Origin of the sequence: Bacillus sp. JJ664 (genome assembly GCF_036962205.1) — a bacterium.
Lineage (GTDB): Bacteria > Bacillota > Bacilli > Bacillales > Bacillaceae_G > Gottfriedia.
This window is the reverse complement of record NZ_JBALMS010000051.1, coordinates 54,817-73,625: the sequence shown is the minus strand read 5'-3', so window position 1 is coordinate 73,625 and position 18,809 is coordinate 54,817. Positions and strand designations below refer to the sequence as shown.

Annotated in this window: 16 protein-coding genes; 3 read left to right on the top strand and 13 right to left on the bottom strand. The window is 34.1% G+C overall.

Annotated elements, in window-relative coordinates:
* Positions 1-26: 26 nt before the first annotated feature.
* Together V7056_RS09600 and V7056_RS09595 are read right to left on the bottom strand one after the other, a co-directional pair.
* Positions 27-734 carry a M48 family metallopeptidase gene (locus tag V7056_RS09600; RefSeq protein ID WP_499701401.1) on the bottom strand — a complete coding sequence of 236 codons (708 nt, stop codon included), beginning with the start codon at positions 732-734 and terminating at the stop codon, positions 27-29.
* Between the two features lie 252 nt (positions 735-986).
* A complete protein-coding gene (locus V7056_RS09595) occupies positions 987-1,901 on the bottom strand; it encodes a DMT family transporter (RefSeq protein ID WP_499701400.1) in 915 nt (304 codons plus the stop codon).
* A 224-nt stretch (positions 1,902-2,125) separates the two neighbouring features.
* Here V7056_RS09595 and V7056_RS09590 point away from each other — a divergent pair, with 224 nt between their 5' ends.
* Positions 2,126-2,611, top strand: coding sequence for an Lrp/AsnC family transcriptional regulator (locus V7056_RS09590; RefSeq protein WP_499701398.1), 486 nt, complete (start codon positions 2,126-2,128; stop codon positions 2,609-2,611).
* Between the two features lie 53 nt (positions 2,612-2,664).
* Here V7056_RS09590 and V7056_RS09585 read toward each other — a convergent pair whose 3' ends face one another.
* From V7056_RS09585 to V7056_RS09560, 6 genes are all read right to left on the bottom strand, one after another.
* Entirely contained in the window at positions 2,665-3,882 is a 1,218-nt protein-coding gene (locus V7056_RS09585; RefSeq protein ID WP_499701396.1) for an acyl-CoA dehydrogenase family protein, read from the bottom strand.
* Between the two features lie 13 nt (positions 3,883-3,895).
* Positions 3,896-5,080 carry a CaiB/BaiF CoA transferase family protein gene (locus tag V7056_RS09580; RefSeq protein ID WP_499701394.1) on the bottom strand — a complete coding sequence of 395 codons (1,185 nt, stop codon included), beginning with the start codon at positions 5,078-5,080 and terminating at the stop codon, positions 3,896-3,898.
* Positions 5,081-5,218: 138 nt separating this feature from the next.
* Complete coding sequence (locus tag V7056_RS09575) at positions 5,219-6,640, bottom strand: NAD-dependent succinate-semialdehyde dehydrogenase (RefSeq protein ID WP_499701574.1); 1,422 nt, start codon at positions 6,638-6,640, stop codon at positions 5,219-5,221.
* Between the two features lie 36 nt (positions 6,641-6,676).
* Positions 6,677-8,044, bottom strand: a complete 1,368-nt coding sequence (gene gabT / locus V7056_RS09570) for a 4-aminobutyrate--2-oxoglutarate transaminase (protein WP_499701392.1) — start codon at positions 8,042-8,044, stop codon at positions 6,677-6,679.
* A 97-nt stretch (positions 8,045-8,141) separates the two neighbouring features.
* Complete coding sequence (locus V7056_RS09565; protein ID WP_499701390.1) at positions 8,142-9,515, bottom strand: putrescine aminotransferase; 1,374 nt, start codon at positions 9,513-9,515, stop codon at positions 8,142-8,144.
* A gap of 25 nt (positions 9,516-9,540) precedes the next feature.
* A complete protein-coding gene (locus V7056_RS09560; RefSeq protein WP_499701389.1) occupies positions 9,541-11,034 on the bottom strand; it encodes an aldehyde dehydrogenase family protein in 1,494 nt (497 codons plus the stop codon).
* A 261-nt stretch (positions 11,035-11,295) separates the two neighbouring features.
* Between V7056_RS09560 and V7056_RS09555 the strand changes: the two genes are divergently transcribed.
* Positions 11,296-11,430: a hypothetical protein gene (locus tag V7056_RS09555; protein WP_499701387.1), complete on the top strand. Its 135-nt coding sequence runs from the start codon at positions 11,296-11,298 to the stop codon at positions 11,428-11,430.
* 54 nt (positions 11,431-11,484) lie between these two features.
* Here the strand turns inward: V7056_RS09555 and V7056_RS09550 are convergent, their stop codons facing one another.
* From V7056_RS09550 to V7056_RS09530, 5 genes are all read right to left on the bottom strand, one after another.
* Positions 11,485-13,620, bottom strand: a complete 2,136-nt coding sequence (locus tag V7056_RS09550; RefSeq protein ID WP_499701385.1) for a sigma-54 interaction domain-containing protein — start codon at positions 13,618-13,620, stop codon at positions 11,485-11,487.
* Between the two features lie 251 nt (positions 13,621-13,871).
* The gene (locus V7056_RS09545; protein WP_499701383.1) at positions 13,872-14,120 is read right to left on the bottom strand and encodes a biotin/lipoyl attachment domain-containing protein; all 249 of its coding nucleotides are present in this window, start codon (positions 14,118-14,120) and stop codon (positions 13,872-13,874) included.
* A 35-nt stretch (positions 14,121-14,155) separates the two neighbouring features.
* Complete coding sequence (locus V7056_RS09540; RefSeq protein WP_499701381.1) at positions 14,156-14,443, bottom strand: SAV0927 family protein; 288 nt, start codon at positions 14,441-14,443, stop codon at positions 14,156-14,158.
* A gap of 21 nt (positions 14,444-14,464) precedes the next feature.
* Positions 14,465-15,727: a Glu/Leu/Phe/Val family dehydrogenase gene (locus tag V7056_RS09535; protein ID WP_499701572.1), complete on the bottom strand. Its 1,263-nt coding sequence runs from the start codon at positions 15,725-15,727 to the stop codon at positions 14,465-14,467.
* Positions 15,728-16,088: 361 nt separating this feature from the next.
* Entirely contained in the window at positions 16,089-17,435 is a 1,347-nt protein-coding gene (locus tag V7056_RS09530; protein ID WP_499701379.1) for an APC family permease, read from the bottom strand.
* A gap of 381 nt (positions 17,436-17,816) precedes the next feature.
* Here V7056_RS09530 and speB point away from each other — a divergent pair, with 381 nt between their 5' ends.
* A complete protein-coding gene (speB, locus tag V7056_RS09525) occupies positions 17,817-18,785 on the top strand; it encodes an agmatinase (RefSeq protein WP_499701377.1) in 969 nt (322 codons plus the stop codon).
* The last annotated feature ends 24 nt before the right edge of the window (positions 18,786-18,809 follow it).

The window sequence follows — 18,809 nt, the reverse complement described above, 5'->3', positions numbered from 1 at the left end:
CTTTTCTATTTATTTGTAAATAGACGCTATACAGTCATTTTCCAATTTGAGATCGCTAGCCAATATTCACGATCCTTATAGTCCGGTATTATTTTACCCACGAGTCTCCAAAAAGATCTGTCGTGATTCATATGAACCATATGGCACATTTCATGAACGATTACATATTCAATCACCTTTTGTGGAGCCATTGCAAGTCTCCAATTAAATGTTAATTGGCGATTTGAATCACATGTTCCCCAATTTTTTTTACTATCAGTGATACGAATAGCAGTAGGTTTTACTTTAAAATTACTCTGATAAAACTTGATTCCACTTTCTACTAATGATTTACACTGCTGATAATAAAATCGTTTCAGAGCTTGCTTAATTTTTTCATCTTCAAGTTCCTTCACAAATATTCGTAACGTACCGTCTTCAAACTTTACGTAGTCTTGACTTTCGGTTTCGTCTAGAAAAATTTGAATTGGATAGCTATTTCCTAAATAAAGAAACTTTTCACCGTACTCATATTCTTTCTTTTGAGGACCTTCGAAACGGTCCCTCATCTCTTTTGAACTTTCTAAAATCCATGCCCACTTTTCTTCTATTAAATTAATTATACTCTCTTCTGTTGTCCCTTTTGGCGCACGAACTTCAACATTCCCATAAATATCTATATAAATTCCTATGGATTTACGCTTTTTGAAATTGATCTCAAAACTAATTGTTTCACTTAAGTAAGTATGTATCATGACATCACCTTTTGTACCGTTAATACCTTAATCTACAATCATTTATAACCAGTAAGTTAGAGAACTATTCTACTATTACCGTATCAGCGTTTTTATCTTCAAATCAAAGATTGACTGTTGTTTACTTTGCTCTTGTTCTATGGATAACTCTTGCTGAGATTTATAAAGTTTCATTAGGCTTTAAAATTGCGGTTTTTTCCTTAAAATCTAGTAATCATTCATCAGCTAATACCATAAATAACTCATCTTTGTTTATGACACTGCATCCTTTAAAACAATTTTATTTTTTAAAATCCTATGAGTTTTAAAGTATGTGAATAAATAACATCCTATAATTACGATAACACTCCCAATCACCTGAATCCAGGACAGTTTTTCACCTAATATGAAAAACGCTAAAATGGCCGTGAAAATTGGATTGAAGTTTAAAAAAATACCCGCTGTGATTGCACCTATTTTTTGAACACCAATATTCCAAAAAATCATGCACAGGACAGTCGAGATCACACCTGTATATAGAATGGATACAACAAATGCAGTATCAACTTTTGAAATTGTAAAATCAGTAAGATTAAAAGGAATAATAAGAATCAGTCCAAATACCCCTGAATAAAGAGTAGCCATTATTGGTGATACGGTCTTAGTTGCCCATCTACTGCAAACTGAGTATAATCCCCAAATACACACGGCAATGAGCATAAACAAATCGCCTACATTAAACTTCATTGAAAATAATAGATTCATATCTCCTTTTGTCAGAACAAGTACTACTCCTAAAAACGATAAAAGCATAGAAAATAGTTGTAATACATTTAATCTCTCTTTTAAAAATACGGATGAAAAAATGGCGATTGAGATTGCATTTAAAGTTGAGATCAACCCAACATTTGTCGCAGAAGTATTCTCCAAAGCCCAAAATTGAAAAAGATTAAACAGTGCAACACCTGTAATTCCCATTATAATTAATGGCAGAATGGCTTTACGCGGAGGAAAAAACTTCTTTTCTTTCCATAATACCAATGGAAAAAGAAACAAAATTGCAATTGCCCACCTTAATGTTGTTAAAGTTATTGGAGAAGCATGACTAACGAGCGTTTTTCCAACTACAAAATTTCCTCCCCATATTAAACTAGTTAATAATAATAAAAGCATATAAAATATCGGCACATGCCATTCCTCCACTCGATCTTTATCTATAATTCCTATAACCTAATTGATCTAAAGCTTTTAGCTACAATCCTTACATAATTTTATCATCACACATGAAATATTTTGTAAAACGATAAAAATTTAAAATAAAATAAAGTTTAAACATGATATTATTGAATAAAATTAGTTTGCTATGTGCAATTCGAGTCGATGACAGAATAATTGAAATGGAGTTGATGAAGGTGGAAACTTTCCAAAGTAAAGTGTTAGACGAAGTGGATTTAAAAATATTGGATAAGCTACAAACGGAAGCTCAAACTAGTAATACTGAACTAGCCAAGTATGTTAATTTGTCTCCACCCGCTACACATGCAAGGGTAAAGAGACTAGAAAGTGAAGGTTATATAAAACGACAAGTCTCTATATTAAACCAAGAAAAGCTAGGCTTTGATTTACTTTGTTTTATTTTTATTAACACAAATATCCATCAAGCAGATGAATTAGCAGTACTTGAGAAAACATTAGAAGCGATGCCCGAGGTATTGGAGTGTCACTTATTAACTGGAGAATATGACTATTTATTAAAAGTCGCCAATAAAGATCGAAAAGGGTTGGAGAGCTTTATCCGAAAACTAAATAAACTTGGCATCACTAGAATTCAAACTAGTTTAGCTTTAAGAGAAATTAAATGTTCTACCACACTACCTTTACACTTAGGAGAAAAGTAAAAACTTAAAGGCAACCTACCAAGATTGGTAAGTTGCCTTTTCTACATAAAAATTTAAGAATTAACTGTCTCTACATTTGCCTCTTCAAATGGCCATGAAGGAAGCATCTTTCTTAACATTTTATCTTCTCTATAACCTAGATCATATTCAGCCTGCATAATTGTATGAATTTCCCTTGTTCCTTCATAGATTACTGGAGCTTTTGAATTCCTTAAATAGCGTTCAACAGGAAATTCATTTGAAAATCCATATGCACCATGAATTTGGACCGCATCATTTGCTGCTTCATTTGCAGCATTACATGAAATCCATTTTGCAAGTGAAGTCTCTTTTGTGTTACGTTTTCCGTTATTTTTAAGCCATCCAGATTTATAAACTAATAAACGAGAGATTTCAAGATTCGAAGACATTTTAGCAATCATTTGTTGTACAAGTTGATGATTTCCAATTTCTTTTCCAAACGTTTTTCTTTCATGACAGTATTTTATACTCGCTTCAAGTGATGCTTGTATTAAACCACATGCTCCAGCTGCCACTGTGAATCTTCCATTATCAAGTGCTGACATAGCAATTTTAAACCCTTCTCCCTCAAAGCCTAAAAGGTTCTCCGCTGGTACTTTTACATCATCTAAAAATACTTCACCTGTATTTCCAGCTCTAATTCCCATTTTCCCTTTTATTGCTTTCGTAGAAACACCTTCATATGTCCTCTCTACAATAAAGCAAGATATGCCTTTATGGTTTAAGTCATGATCAGTTTTAGCAAAAATTAAAAAGTGGTCTGCAACATCACATAACGAAATCCATGTTTTAGATCCATTTAGAATATAATAATCCCCATCTTTTACAGCAGTTGTAGACATAGCCACAACATCTGATCCTGCATTTGGTTCAGTTAGTCCAAATGCTCCAATTTTCTTACCTTGAGCTTGTGGAACGAGGTATTTTCTCTTTTGTTCTTCACTCCCCCATTGTAATAATGTCATGCTATTTAAACCTGTATGTACTGAAACAGCTGTTCTGAATGCAGTATCGCCTCGTTCTAATTCTTCACAAACTATCGCCAAAGTATTATAATCCATTCCTACTCCACCATATTGTTCAGGAATACATACTCCCAATAGTTGTAATTCTGCAAGTTGTTTTAAAACTTTTGTTTCAAAATGCCCTTTTTCATCCCATTCCTTTATAAACGGAATAATTTCACGGTCTACGAAAGCCCTTACTACCTTTTTAACACTAATTTGTTCTTCAGATAATGAAAAATCCATTATACATTCCTCCTCAAATTGATTGATTTTGTTTCATTTCATCTATTTCTGATTGGGAATAACCAAGTTTTATCATTATTTCGTTTGTGTGTTCACCATGCAAAGGTGGATGTCTCAAAATTTCAATTGGCGTATTAGATAATTTTAATGGCGACCCTACAAGCTTTAAGTCTTTTATTAAAGGATGATTAACATCCATAATCATATTTCTAGATTTAGCTTGTTCAGACTGCAAAGCCTCATTAACATGATTGATTGGTCCGTTTGGGATACCATTATGATTTAAAAGTACTTTCCATTCACTTTTACTTTTACGTATTATTTTATTTGCTATTAAACTTTCAATTTGTTTTTTGTATTGTAATCTGCCTGAATTCTTCTTAAATGGCTCCTCTAATAAAACTGGTTCCTCAATAAGTGTAGCGAATCTCTTAAACTGCTCATCATTTCCAACTGCAATAACGATTTCACCATCACTTGCGGAAAAAACCTGATATGGAACGATGTTTGGGTGATAATTGCCCAAGCGTTCGGGAACAACACCACTGCATAAATAATTACTAGCAACATTTACTAAAGAAGCTAGTTGAGAATCGAATAAAGAAATATCAATTTCCTGTCCCTTTCCAGTCACATGTTTATGCTGTAGTGAAGCTAGAATACCTATACAAGTAAATAACCCTGTTAAAACGTCTGATATGGCAACACCTACTTTTGTAGGTTGTGATTCCTTTTCTCCAGTAATGCTCATTAATCCTGACATTGCTTGGATGATATAGTCGTATCCAGGTAGATTTGCATTAGCTCCTGTACTACCAAATCCACTGATAGATGCCAAGATAATGTCTTCCTTTATCTTTTTTAAATCTTCGTAACCTAACCCTAATCTTTCCAAAGTTCCAGGTTTAAAGTTTTGTACTACCACATCCGCATCGGAAATAAGCTTTTTAAAGATTTCTTTTCCTTTGTCACTTTTTAGGTTCAGCGTAATACCTTGTTTATTTCGATTAGCACATAAATAATACGCACTTTCACCTTCAACAAAAGGTGGACCCCATCCCCTTGTCTCATCACCATTATGAATACTTTCTATTTTTATTACCTCTGCCCCTAGATCCCCAAGAATCATAGTACAAAAGGGTCCGGCTAACACTCTCGTTAAATCAATAATTTTTATTCCGTGCAATGCTCCAGGCAATTTTTTCACCTCTATTTAACTACTTAATAAACCAGTCAAACAATCCATATCCATGTAGATTTGAAAGTTTAACTGGCTTACATCATCTTTTTATTATAATTCGTCTAAAAAAGAGTTAATGGTAATAATAGATTTTCACTACATTTCTAACCCTATCGAAATATATTTAACTTCTAAAAATTCTTCAATTCCAAAATGGCCGCCTTCTCTTCCAAGACCACTTTCCTTATAGCCGCCAAAAGGTACTTGTACTGCAGATGGTAACGCATCATTTAAACCTATAATTCCATATTCTAATGCTTCAGTAATCCTAAATGAACGGCTTAAGTTTTCTGTATACACATAAGCTGCTAATCCATAGACGGAGTTATTTGCTCGTTCAATTACTTCTTCTTCAGTTTTAAATGTAGAAATTGGTGCAAGCGGACCAAATATCTCTTCTTTCATGCATGCCATTTCATCCGTTATTCCTACCAAAATAGTTGGTGCATAATAATAACCATTTTCCTCTAATGGCTTATTGCCACTATATACTTCTTTTGCACCGTTTTTCTTTGCTTCATCTACTAACATCTGTACTTTTTCTAAGGCTGCATAATCTATTAATGGACCAATATCGCTTCCCTCATCTAATCCATTTCCTACTTTTAACTTTTCAAGTTCCTTCGTAAAAAGTAGAGTAAACTCCTCAGCAACATTTTCTTGTACATAAATCCGATTTGTACAAATACAGGTTTGACCTGCATTTCGGAATTTTGATTGAACCAATCCTGCTGCTGCCTTTGATAGATCTGCATCATCCATTACAATAAATGGAGCATTGCCACCTAGCTCAAGAGAAACTTTTTTCACATTCTCTGATGCATTTCTCATAAGTGTTTTCCCTACTTCAGTTGATCCAGTAAATGTTATTTTCGTTACTCTAGGATCTTTTAACCATACATCACCAATTTCTGATGACTTGCCAGTTACTACATTTATAACACCTTTTGGAATACCTGCTTCATGTGCAAGTTCTGCCAATTTCAATGCTGTTAAAGGTGTTTGTGTTGCTGGTTTAATCACAGTTGTACAACCTGCTGCTAAGGCAGGCGCTACTTTACGTGTAATCATTGCTGCTGGGAAATTCCAAGGTGTAATTGCCGCAACAACACCTATAGGTTCTTTCCTGATTAAAATTCGCTTATTTGGGTGAGATGCAGGAATTGTTTCACCGTAAATACGCTTCCCTTCTTCTGCATACCACGAGATAAATCCATTTGCATAGAGGACTTCTCCTAAAGCTTCTTTCAATGGTTTACCTTGTTCGATTGTCATCAATCTAGCAATCTCTTCCTTATTCTCATCAATTAGTCGATACCATTTCATTAAAAGGTGATATCGCTCCTCAGCAGTCTTTTTTGACCAAGCTTTAAAAGCCTTATGTGCCGCATCTACTGCTTGTTTTGCTTCATAAGTGCCACCTGTAGGAATTGCGCCTACAATCTTTCCGGTTGCAGGATTTGTGACTTTAGTGAAAAATTCATGATCATTTCCAACCCATGAACCATCTATATACATAGGGTAAATTTCATATTTTTCTTTTATTTGGCTCATTTAGTTTACCTCCAAATGATATTCAGGTAATAATACAGCTTCAACTGATTCTCTTAAAATATCTAATCCTTCTTCGAGCTGTTCTTCAGTAATCGTTAATGGCATTAGTAAACGAATGACATTCCCAAATATTCCTGCACTTAATAACATTAAGCCTCTATTATTTGCTTCTTTCACAATTTTTCCAACTGCAATTTTATCTGGCGTTTTATTTTTTTTATTCTTAACAATCTCCATCGCACACATTGCGCCAATTCCTCGAATATCTCCAATTTGTTCAAATTGATTTGCCAGAGTATGCATTTTCTCTTTAACTTTTTCACCAATCAAGAAAGCTCGTTCGTTTAATCCCTCATCTTCAATAATATCTAACACAGCCAAAGCTGCTCGGCATCCCAGTGGACTACCAGAGTAAGTGCCACCTAATTCTCCAATATCCGCTGACTCCATTATTTCTTTCCTACCAATAACGCCACTAATTGGTACGCCAGCACCCATCGACTTTGAAATCGTGATTAAATCAGGCTCTACCCCAAAGTGCTCTATTGCAAAATATTTACCGGTTCTCGCAAATCCAGTTTGAATTTCATCTGCTACGAATAAAATTCCGTAATTCTTACAGATTTCTCTAACTTTTTTAACAAAATCTATATCCGGAACGATAAAGCCACCTTCTCCTTGAATTGGTTCCATTACTACAGCCGCAATCGTTTCAGGGGCAACTTCTGCGATCAGGAATTGCTCAAATTGATCAATGATAAAATGACTGTACTCTTTTTCGCTCATTTGATCTGGACGTCGATAAACATAAGGATATGGAGCCTTATAAACTTCTGGAGCAAAAGGTCCAAATCCATACTTATACGGCTTCACTTTACTAGTCATCGTCATTGTCATTAACGTTCGACCATGGAATCCTCTAGTAAAAGAAATGATTCCTTGACGCTTCGTGTACTTTCTTGCAATTTTGACTGCATTTTCTACTGCCTCTGCACCACTGTTAAAAAAAGCTACTTGTTTTTCGTATTGACCAGGTGAAATGTCTGCAAGCCTCTCAGCAAGTTGAATATAAGATTCATACATCATGACATTAAACCCTGTATGAATAAAATCCCCAGCCTGACCTTGAAGAGCTCTGACAACTCTTGGATGAGAATGTCCTACATTCAAAGTCCCAATTGCTCCTGCGAAATCTATAAAAATATTTCCATCGATATCTTCAACGAGAGCACCTCTCGCCTTTTTTACAAAGGCTTCACAGTTGTTGCTAATACCTTTAGGCACAGCTTTTGTTCTTCGATCAAATAACTCCTTAGACTTTGGCCCGGGAATTGACGTTTGGAGTTTGACAAATTTCCGATCCCCCATGATTACACCATCCTATCGAATATATAAAATAAGTTAAATTTGTTTGTAACGAAAGCATGCCATGCTATGAAAGTCATGACATGCCGAATTTATAAGATTAAGCCTTTAATTGATCTAATACTTCTTTAAATGTTTTAACGACTGTTTCTACTTCTTCATAACTAATTTTTAAAGAAGGCTCGATACGAATGGTCTTTGAGTTAATTAATGTACCTGCAACTAAAACGCCTTTATCAAACATCCCTTTTGACACTTCGTAACCAATTTCATCTTGATGGAATTCAATACCAATCATTAATCCTTGTCCTCGAATTTCTAAAACTTTATCTTCATGTCCTTGTGCAGCTTCTCTTAACGCATCTAAGAAATATGACCCAACCACATCTGCTCTTTCAGGTAATTTTTCTTCAAGTAAGACACTAATTGTTGCAATCGCGGCAGCACATGCTAAAGGATTTCCACCAAATGTTGTGGTATGCATAAAAGGATTTGGGAACCAGCTTTTAAATACTTTTTCTTTTGCAACAACTGCACCAGCTGGCATTACGCCACCACCAAATGCTTTTGCAAGACAAATGATATCTGGCACAACTTCATACAAATCTGCTGCAAACATTTTTCCAGTGCGGCCCATTCCAGTTTGAACTTCATCAAAAATTAAAAGTGCTCCATACTCATCACATAACTCGCGAACTTCTTTTAAATAGTCTTGTGGAGGAAGAATAATTCCACCTTCTCCTTGAATTGGTTCAAGCAAAACAGCAGCTACATCCTCTCCTACTAACGAACAAGTTTCAAATGTTTTTCTCATCATATCAATGTCACCAAATGGAACATGACGGAATCCAGGAATAAGTGGTAAAAACGGTTTACGGAACATTCCTTTAGCCGTTCCAGAAAGTGCACCTAAGCTTTTTCCGTGAAATGCTCGCGTAGTCGAGATGATTGTTGAACGATCACTATACATTTTTGCAAGCTTTAGTGCTGCTTCCACACTTTCTGTTCCACTATTTGTAAAGAATGAGTACTTTAAATCCCCAGGTGTAATATCTGCTAAGATTTTTGCCAACATCGCACGCAATGGATCTAATAAATCCTGGCTATGAAGTGCTTGTCGTTTTAATTGATCTGTAACAGCCTTAACCACTTTTGGATGTCGGTGTCCTACATTATAAATTCCAAATCCCCCAAGACAATCGATATATTCCTTACCGTTTACATCTTTAAAACAAGAGCCACTATCAGACCATTCTACTGATGCAAATTGTCCACCCTCTGTAACAGTTTTACGATATGCCAGGAAGCCTGGATTTACATGCTCTCTAAATCCATCGACTGTTTCTTTCGTAATCCACGCAGCGTCCTCTTCAGTTACAGTCTCCTTTTCTATTAAACTTAAAACTTTATTAATGTACTCGGTTACATTTTTACCTTCATTACTCTTTAGTTCATTCTTTAAATTAATACTCATTTTATTCACTCCTATTGTGTGTTTTTTATTCTGCAAACCAACCAATCGGTTCTACTTGTAAATTGATATTGATTTGTTTAATTTCCTGAAATTCTTCTAAGCCAAATGTTCCTAAACTACGGCCCACCCCACTTTGTTTATAACCACCCCAAGGTGCTTCATTATAAGTTGGATGATAAGAGTTAATCCAAGTTATTCCTGATCGTAACTTTTTAATGACTCTTAACGCTTTTGCTCCATCTTTACTAAATACTGCACCTGCTAAACCATATACTGTACCGTTAGCAAGCTTTAATGCTTCTGCTTCAGTCTTAAATTTTTGAATACAAACAACTGGACCAAAAATTTCTTCTTGAACGATTCGCATATGTTGCTCCACATCTACAAATACAGTAGGTTCCACGAAATAGCCATTTTCTAAGCCAAAATTCACGACTCGATTGCCTCCACATGCAATACGTGCTCCCTCTTCTTGACCTAATTGAATATAGCCTAAAACTTTTTCTAGATGATCTTTACTGACTAGTGGCCCCATTTCAGTATCTGGAGCATACCCAGGACCTACTTTTATTTTTTTTGCTCGTTCTACAAATCTTTCTACAAATTTTTCATAAATAGATTCCTCTACTAGAATCCTAGAACCCGCTGAACAAACTTGTCCTGCGCCTGCATAAATACCAAACAAAGCATAATCTACTGCTGTTTCAAAATCGGCATCCGCAAAAATTATATTTGGTGATTTACCACCAAGCTCTAACGATACTTTTTTCATTGAATCTGCTGCAGTTTTCATAATATGTTTTCCCGTCTTTGTTCCTCCTGTAAAAGAAACCATATCTACATCAGGGTTTGAAGCAATCTCATTCCCAACTACAGGTCCTGCACCCATTACCATATTTGCAACACCATTTGGAATTCCTACTTCTTCAAAAATTTCAAATAACTTCTTTGGTGTAACTGGTGTTACTTCAGAAGGTTTGAACACAATTGTATTTCCTGCAGCCAATGCTGGTGCAATTTTCCATACACTCATTAACAATGGATAATTCCACGGAACAATTAATCCACAAACCCCAACTGGCTCACGAACAACCATCGCCTGCATTGGATCGGCAACGTGGTAAGTAAATCCATCCGGTTTTGTAATTAATCCTGCATAGTAACGAAAACATGCAGCTGCATCAGCCACATCATAGCCTGCCTCTCGAAGAGTTTTTCCATTATCTAACGTTTCAAGTAAAGTAAGTTCTTCTTGATATTCTTCTATTTTGTCTGCAATTTTAAATAGATAAGTCGCTCTTTCTTGAGCTGATAGATCCGACCAAATTCCATCATTAAATGCTTTACGAGCTACATCAATCGCATTTTTAGCATCTTCAATCGTTCCTTCTGGAGCATAAGCAATTATTTCTCCACTAGCTGGGTTAAAAACAGGGCGCTTTTCATGATTACTAGAATCTTTCCATTCACCGTTAATAAACATTTTTAAATTAATTGTTTTGGATTTGATCTCGTTCATTGTGTATAAACCCTCCTTAATTTCTTAACAATTTAATATTTTGCAAGAAGTATGCCAACTTCAATATTCAATAGTTATAAGGGTTTATATATTTGTTTTGTTTATGGATTATTCATTTTTGCATAATGCTATTAATTTTTGCATAGCAGCTGGGTCAGCTACTCCATTGTTCATTTCCTACAGAAAAATTGATCATATAAAAACCGACATACTGAGAAAATTTACTGCATAGGCTATAAAACCATGAGAGGAGGAATGACCATGTTATTAGTCGGGACATGTGTTATTGTTGGGCTCATCATCGTATTTATGGGTTTTAGTATTACTAAGGATCAGATTAGTATGACAAAGGTAATTGAAAGCCACATTAATAAAGTAGGTGATTTAGAGAAATAAAAAAAACGCACGAAGTGCGTTTTTTGTTAGCAATTATATTTGTATATATGCCAATTAATTAAATGGTATATATTCACTGTTCTGATTTTTTTCATTTACAATTTTTTGATATTTACGGCTTACTGAAGATTGACTGATTCCTAAAACCTGTGCTGCTTTTGTGGTTGTTTTATATTGTTTCATTGCTAGTAAAATTAATTGTTCCTCCACATGATCAATTGCTTCTTGAAGAGGCATTACTTTACTAATTACTGGCTTTGATTTATTAAAATCATAACTATTCGGTAGAAATTGATTTACATCCTCAGCATTAATAATTTGATCCTCAGCTGAAACTACTAATCTTTCAACAATATTTTGAAGTTCTCTGACATTGCCAGGCCATGAGTAAAATTCTAATACATTTATAGCATCAGGTGTTAAATGGAAATTTTTATTATACTTATCATTTAATTGCTGTAAAAAGTGGAAAGCCAATAATGAAATATCTTCTATTCTTTCTCTTAATGGTGGAATGTTTAACGGAATAACATTTAGTCTGTAATATAGATCCTCTCTAAATGTTCGTTCTTCAACCATTTTTTCTAATCTTTTATTTGTTGCTGCAATAATTTGTACATTTACTTTAATTGGCTTTGTACTTCCAATTGGAATGACTTCCTGTTCTTGAAGAACTCTAAGTAATTTAACTTGTAAATGTAAAGGCATTTCACCGATTTCATCTAAAAATAATACCCCTTGATCAGCTTGTTTAAAATAACCATCTTTATTTTGATCTGCCCCTGTAAAAGCACCTTTTATGTATCCAAAAAGTTCACTTTCAAGTAGATTTTCAGGTATAGCACCACAATTTAACTTTAAAAATGGTTTAGTAGAGCGATTTCCTAGCTGATGGATTGCCTGAGCAATTACTTCCTTTCCAACCCCAGATTCACCATGTAGTAGGACCGTAGAAGAAAAGTCAGCAATCTTTTTGGCCTGGTTAATAATTTGTTCCATTTTAGGACTACAATATATTAATTTTTTGATAAAACGATCCTTACTTTTAATATCCTCTAATTCCTTTTTATACTGCTCTGAAATCTTCTTCATTTCTTTTAATTCAGTTTTAAGTCGTGAAGTTTCAGTAATATCTCTAGACGCAATGATAATTCTATCTATTTCCATATTTTCATCAAATACAGGATTACCTACTGCCAAAACTTTGCGTCCATTCATTGTCTCTTGAACGATTGAAACCTTTTTCTTTTTTTCTAAAACTAATTTTGTGACTGAAGGCGTGAAAAGTCCTTGGTTTCCAAATTCCAAAATACTTTTTCCAATTAACTCTTTTAGATCAACATTCCAAAATCCAGGAATGATATTTTCGCTGTAACGAAGTAACTCTCCCTTATGATTTACGACAAGTATTTCATCATAAATACTCGATAATATTGCATTCAAATCTTTATTTAAATCTTTAATATATTCAATCTCCATGGCCATTTCTTCAACCATTGGTAGATCTTGTACGACAATAATAACGCCCTCAACTTCCTGATCAAAACTAAAAATAGGACTATAATCAACTAATAATCCCATGTCATCATTAATTTGAAGATGGTTAAGAATGGTTTTTCCTGTGGTAAAAACATTATCAATATGCTCACGACTAAAAATATGTTCTGCTTTTGTATTAATAACTTTTTCAGATGTAGACCTGATCATTTTTAAGCCAGCTTCATTACAATTAATGATAATTTTATCTTTATCTACTACAAATGTTCCCATAGGTATTGAGGTTAAGATACTCTTTAGCAAATCAACACTTTTATTTTCTTGTTTAAAAAGTTCTGCCAATATATCTTCACGACGAATATACCCACTTGGCTTGCCTGCATTTTCTTGGACAATTGATATTGGCTCCCCAATAATTTGAAATAGAACTGTTAATGAAATCTGACCATTTAAATGACATACACTATTAATAGATTGTGAAAAACTAATTAGCTTTGATAATGTTATATTTTGCATTTCATTTTTCCCTTGGTTCAAATTGTTTAATTGAACATAGGAAACTATTTTATTTTGTTTGTTTAAAAATAAAAAGGGTTCACTTATATAGGATAAATCTATCTCATCATTTTCCTTAAATTGATCAATATCTAATGTAATAACTGGTCTAATCTGGCTCTCGTTTATTGATATCATTCGTTTGCCCCCCCTTAAAACCGTATTTATATGTACACTCATAGTTTAACAGAATTTTTAAACTTTTTATAAAAATCTATCATTAGAAATTACTAATAACGAATTTAGCCATTTAGAATGAACAAAACGATTAGACTAAGATAAGCATAAAGAAAGAAGATGAATTTAACATCTTCTTTAAGTGGGTAGACAAAGTACAAAAAATTAGATTTTCAGGCCGATTGAAAACGCTTGTCTTTCAAGGCGTGAAGTCAATCACTTCCGGAAACATATAAGTCTTCTTTCACATAAGCAAGTACCATTCCCGGAACGACTTGATCCCCATTAGTAACCTCTAATGAAACAACTTCTCCGCTAATTCCTTGATGAATGATTTTTGTTAGTCCATCTGAAGTTTTAATATAAAACAACGGTTCCCATTCATAAATTCTTGAATTCTCATTAATGGGCGTTTCCTCAACAATCCCATGACAATTACTAACTACAACACCATAGTACATAACGATCATTCCTTTCTAAAATGACATAAGAATGATTAATATTGTTCATTAAACTGTTTAGATTGTAATACTAAACTAAAGAAATTTTGTATCTCTAAAACATCTTCTACGGCGATTCCTAATTTTGGAGCCCAATAATGGTCAGCATGAGTGTCCTCTGAACAAAGAAGAATCATTTGACCAGATTGAATTGAAGTAACCATTGATTTGCCAAAGAAGTGATTGGAAAAGGCTATTGATAGATCGTATCTATTATTCATTGTTAATAAACAATAGTGATGTACAAACTGTCTTTCTGTAGATTCAGAAATAATATCTATCATTCTATATCTCTCCCTTTATTATTAGTATTTAACCCACCCTCTTAAACGACAAGCTTCCGCAATTTTACGAATGCCCTCTATATAAGCAGCAATTTTCATATTTACATGATATTTCTCAGAAGTTTTATATACCTTTAGAAAACTATCAGTTATTTTTTCTTTTAAACGTTGGTCAACCAATTCTTCATTCCAATAATACCCTTGCATATTCTGGCACCACTCAAAATAAGAGACAATTACTCCTCCTGAATTAGCCAAAATATCTGGAACGACTAAAATGTTTTTTTTATCAAGCGTTTCATGCGCCTCTTTCGTCGTTGGACCGTTCGCAGCTTCAATCACGATTTTACAATTTAGTTTAGTAGCATTATGTGAATTGATTACTCCACTAATTGCAGCCGGAATCAAGACATCGCATTCTTTTTCTAATAACTCTTGATTTGAGATCGAGTTTTTAAATAAATTAGAAACAACTCCGAATGAATCCCTATTATCCAATAGATATGGGATATCTAAACCATTTGGATCATAGATTCCTCCAAGAACATCAGAAATACCAACTACTTTTGCGCCAGCATCATCTAAATATTGAGCTAAATAGCTACCTACATTTCCAAATCCTTGTATAATAACTTTCATATTTTTAATATCAATATTTTTTAATTCACTGATTAATTGAAGTGTATAAAACACTCCTTTTGAAGTAGCTGTTTCACGGCCTACTGAACCTCCTAATGTAATTGGTTTTCCAGTAATAAAACCCGGTGAATCAAATTCTCTAATATGGTCATACTCATCAAGCATCCATGCCATTACTTGCGAATTTGTATACATGTCAGGTGCTGGAATATCCTTTGTGGGTCCGACTACTTGGCTTACAGCTCTAACATAGCCTCTACTTAATCTTTCTAGTTCTGACATACTTAAGAGCCTTGGGTCACAGATGACTCCACCCTTAGCGCCTCCGTATGGTAAATCGGTAATACTACATTTCAAACTCATCCATCCTGCTAGAGCCTTTACCTCTTCAGGTGTGACGTCTGGATGGAAACGAATTCCTCCTTTAGTAGGTCCAAGTGCATCATTATGTTGTGCTCGATATCCTTGAAAAATCTTCGTTTCACCATTGTCCATTTGTAAAGGAATACTAATCTCCAAAAATCTCATTGGAGATTTCAAAAAATCAAATACTTGTCTCGGATAGTTCATTGTATTGATTGCTTCAAGCAGTGTTTCCCTAAATTCTTGAAGTGAATCATCCTGTTCTACTTGCTGATTTACCATTTCCTTATCTACAGCCCCATTTGAATTTGAGCTCACATTGAACACCTCATCTTTATTTTTTATAAATAATTAATTAGCAATTCTCATGCCAACTTAAGTTAATCCAGTAAACGAAAATTGATCAGTAATATTAAAAGCCTGAAAGAATGCTAAAAACTCTAAAATAAAAATTAGATTTACAAGGAAATGCAGTAAAAAGAACGTCATTCTTTTCTAAATGATTGAAAAGTCTAGTGAATGTAAATATGAACAAATGCATGAATTATTCATTTTTGCATAGTTACTTATTCAATATTGAATGCCCGATTATTGTAATATAAAAAAACACGTTTTAATCATTAAAACGTGTTTTAAACCATTGCTATGATAAATTTAAAGCTTGATCTTCTTCATATTTAGGAGGTGAAATTCGGAATGCTTTTGTGAGATAAATTAAGTAACCTAATCCGATACAAAACCAAACTGACCCCATTATTAAAGAACTTTTTTCAATGTTAAACCATAGAATAGCAACTGCCCCTGCTCCAAGAAGCGGCATCAGTAGATAACTAAAAAATCCTTTAGCTGTACGCATTTTCCCTCGGATGTAAAAGTGATTAATGACAGAAAGATTAACAAATGTGAATGCCATTAATGCACCGAAATTTATTAAAGATGTCGCAGTTACCAAGTCGAAAAAAATTGCAGATAATGAAATAATCCCAACAAAGATTACGTTAAATACTGGTGTTTTCCATTTTGGATGGATAATCCCAAACCATTTATCCGGAAACACATTATCCCGCCCCATTACAAATAACAATCTTGATACACTTGCATGTGATGCTAATGCAGATGCGAGCGTATTAACTAATGTAATACATAAGAAGATAGACTGGAATAGTTTTCCTCCCACATATAATGCAATTTCAGGTGATGCAGCATCTGGGTGCTTGAATCTTGATATATCTGGATAAAATAACTGAATAAAAAATGCTGTAACAGTAAAAATTACCCCACCCCAAAGTGCTGTATAGATAATTGCTTTTGGTATTGTTTTTGCAGGATTGATCGCTTCCTCTGACAGAGTTGAAACAGCATCAAATCCTAAAAACGAAAAGCAAAGAATTGTCGCACCCGTAATTAATGACCCATAATTCATCCCTACATCATAGAAAGGTTTTAAACTAAATCCTCCATAACCCTCTCCATCATTTAATCCTTTTATTACGAGAATGATAAATACAACCATAATGGCAATCTGAATTAAAACAAAAAACGTATTGAAATTTGCTAACATACTAATACTTCTCATATTTAATAAAGTTACAATGGCTACGAATACTACAACCCAAATCCAAGTAGGGACATTTGGAAAAAGTGCGTTCAAATAGATTCGAGTTAATAATGCATTCACCATTGGTAAAAACAAGTAATCTAGTAATGAAGACCATCCTACAAGAAAACCAAGATGACCATTCATTGCTTTTTGGGTGTATGTATAGGCAGACCCAGCATCAGGAAATACCTTTACAAGTTTGCCATAACTTACCGCTGTAAATAACATTCCTATTAATCCAATAATATACGCACTTGGCACATGGCCTTTCGTAATATCAGAAACAATTCCGAATGTATCAAAAACAACCATAGGAGTCATATAAGCTAACCCCATCATAACTAATTGCCATAATTTTAAGGATCTTTTTAATTGTGTTTTATTTTCCACCTACCATATCCCCTTCTCCCTAAATTAAGCGCTTTCAGAATTAACATATTTCTTCTAATTCTGATTGTATCAGTTAGGACCTCCTTTTTTTGAATATTTAAACAACTATTCTTAGTGAAGCAAGTTTTATGCCAATTTTTCAAACTGATTTAAACAATCTTTATTACCATAAAAAACATGTAGAAAAAGATGTATTTAACAAATAAATCTTTTACTTTTTTCTTTTGGTTATTATTCAATTTTGCATATGTTATTCAGTAACTCATAGATTTCTCTCTTTTTGACTGAGCCTACATCTGTATTTTAACCTCTATTAAATCTGGCATGAATTTTGCATATCTTAAATATGTAAATATAACTTTTAATGGAGGTATTTAATTTATGCAATATCCACTATCCCCTGAAGTAAAACCAGAGTTTTGTACATCGGGTACATTTATGCGATTACCTTCATCACGAGAAAATACGAAACTAGCAATCATCGGAATGCCTTTTGATACTGCTGCTTCATTCCGAGTAGGAGCTCGTTTTGCCCCTCAAGCAATTCGACAAGCTTCTATGACTTTATTTCCTTATCATCCAATCCATAAGGTTTACCCTTTTGAAGATTGCAATGCAATCGACATTGGAGATGTATCTGTTATTCCACATAACATTCATAGAAGTTATGAACTCATTGAAAAGGCTGTTTTTGATTTAATGAAACAAGGAATTATCCCTATCGGACTTGGTGGGGACCATTCAGTCACATTAGCGAATCTTCGTGCTGCAAGCAAAATATACGGACCAGTAGCATTAATACATTTTGATTCACATACTGATACATGGGACACATATTACGAGGAAAAATATTGGCACGGGTCACCATTCATTCGTGCTTATGAAGAAGGTTTGTTGCAAACTGACAAGGTTTTTCAAATTGGGATTAGAGGTACACTAAATCATCCTGGTGATATCGATGCAAGCACTGACCTTGGTTACAAAGTGATTACAACTCCAGAGCTGAAATCTCGTGGAATTGAAGATGTAATAAAAGAAGTTAAACAAACAATTGGGGATATTCCTTGCTTCCTTAGCTTTGATATCGATTTTGTTGATCCTTCATGTGCCCCTGGAACTGGTACTTTAGAGGTCGGTGGACTAAATAGCTATGAAACATTGCAATTGGTACGTTCTTTAACTGATTTTAATTTTATAGGATTTGATCTTGTGGAAGTATTACCCCCATATGATCCGTCACAAATCACATCATTATTAGCTGCAACAATCATTCATGATTTTGCTAGTCTTGTAGCTTTGAATTTGAATCAACAGGCAAATAAAGACATCAGTCAATCAACAACTGAATAGATTAACTTTCAATAAGAAAAAGGA

Bases quoted from the DNA above. Each gene is read 5' to 3' on its own strand.
- V7056_RS09600 (WP_499701401.1), bottom strand. From the start codon at position 734: ATGATACATACTTACTTAAGTGAAACAATTAGTTTTGAGATCAATTTC.
- V7056_RS09585 (WP_499701396.1), bottom strand. From the start codon at position 3,882: ATGGATTTTTCATTATCTGAAGAACAAATTAGTGTTAAAAAGGTAGTA.
- V7056_RS09575 (WP_499701574.1), bottom strand. From the start codon at position 6,640: ATGTATATAGATGGTTCATGGGTTGGAAATGATCATGAATTTTTCACT.
- gabT (WP_499701392.1), bottom strand. From the start codon at position 8,044: ATGGGGGATCGGAAATTTGTCAAACTCCAAACGTCAATTCCCGGGCCA.
- V7056_RS09565 (WP_499701390.1), bottom strand. From the start codon at position 9,515: ATGAGTATTAATTTAAAGAATGAACTAAAGAGTAATGAAGGTAAAAAT.
- V7056_RS09560 (WP_499701389.1), bottom strand. From the start codon at position 11,034: ATGAACGAGATCAAATCCAAAACAATTAATTTAAAAATGTTTATTAAC.
- V7056_RS09555 (WP_499701387.1), top strand. From the start codon at position 11,296: ATGTTATTAGTCGGGACATGTGTTATTGTTGGGCTCATCATCGTATTT.
- V7056_RS09550 (WP_499701385.1), bottom strand. From the start codon at position 13,620: ATGATATCAATAAACGAGAGCCAGATTAGACCAGTTATTACATTAGAT.
- V7056_RS09545 (WP_499701383.1), bottom strand. From the start codon at position 14,120: ATGTACTATGGTGTTGTAGTTAGTAATTGTCATGGGATTGTTGAGGAA.
- V7056_RS09540 (WP_499701381.1), bottom strand. From the start codon at position 14,443: ATGATAGATATTATTTCTGAATCTACAGAAAGACAGTTTGTACATCAC.
- V7056_RS09535 (WP_499701572.1), bottom strand. From the start codon at position 15,727: ATGGTAAATCAGCAAGTAGAACAGGATGATTCACTTCAAGAATTTAGG.
- speB (WP_499701377.1), top strand. From the start codon at position 17,817: ATGCAATATCCACTATCCCCTGAAGTAAAACCAGAGTTTTGTACATCG.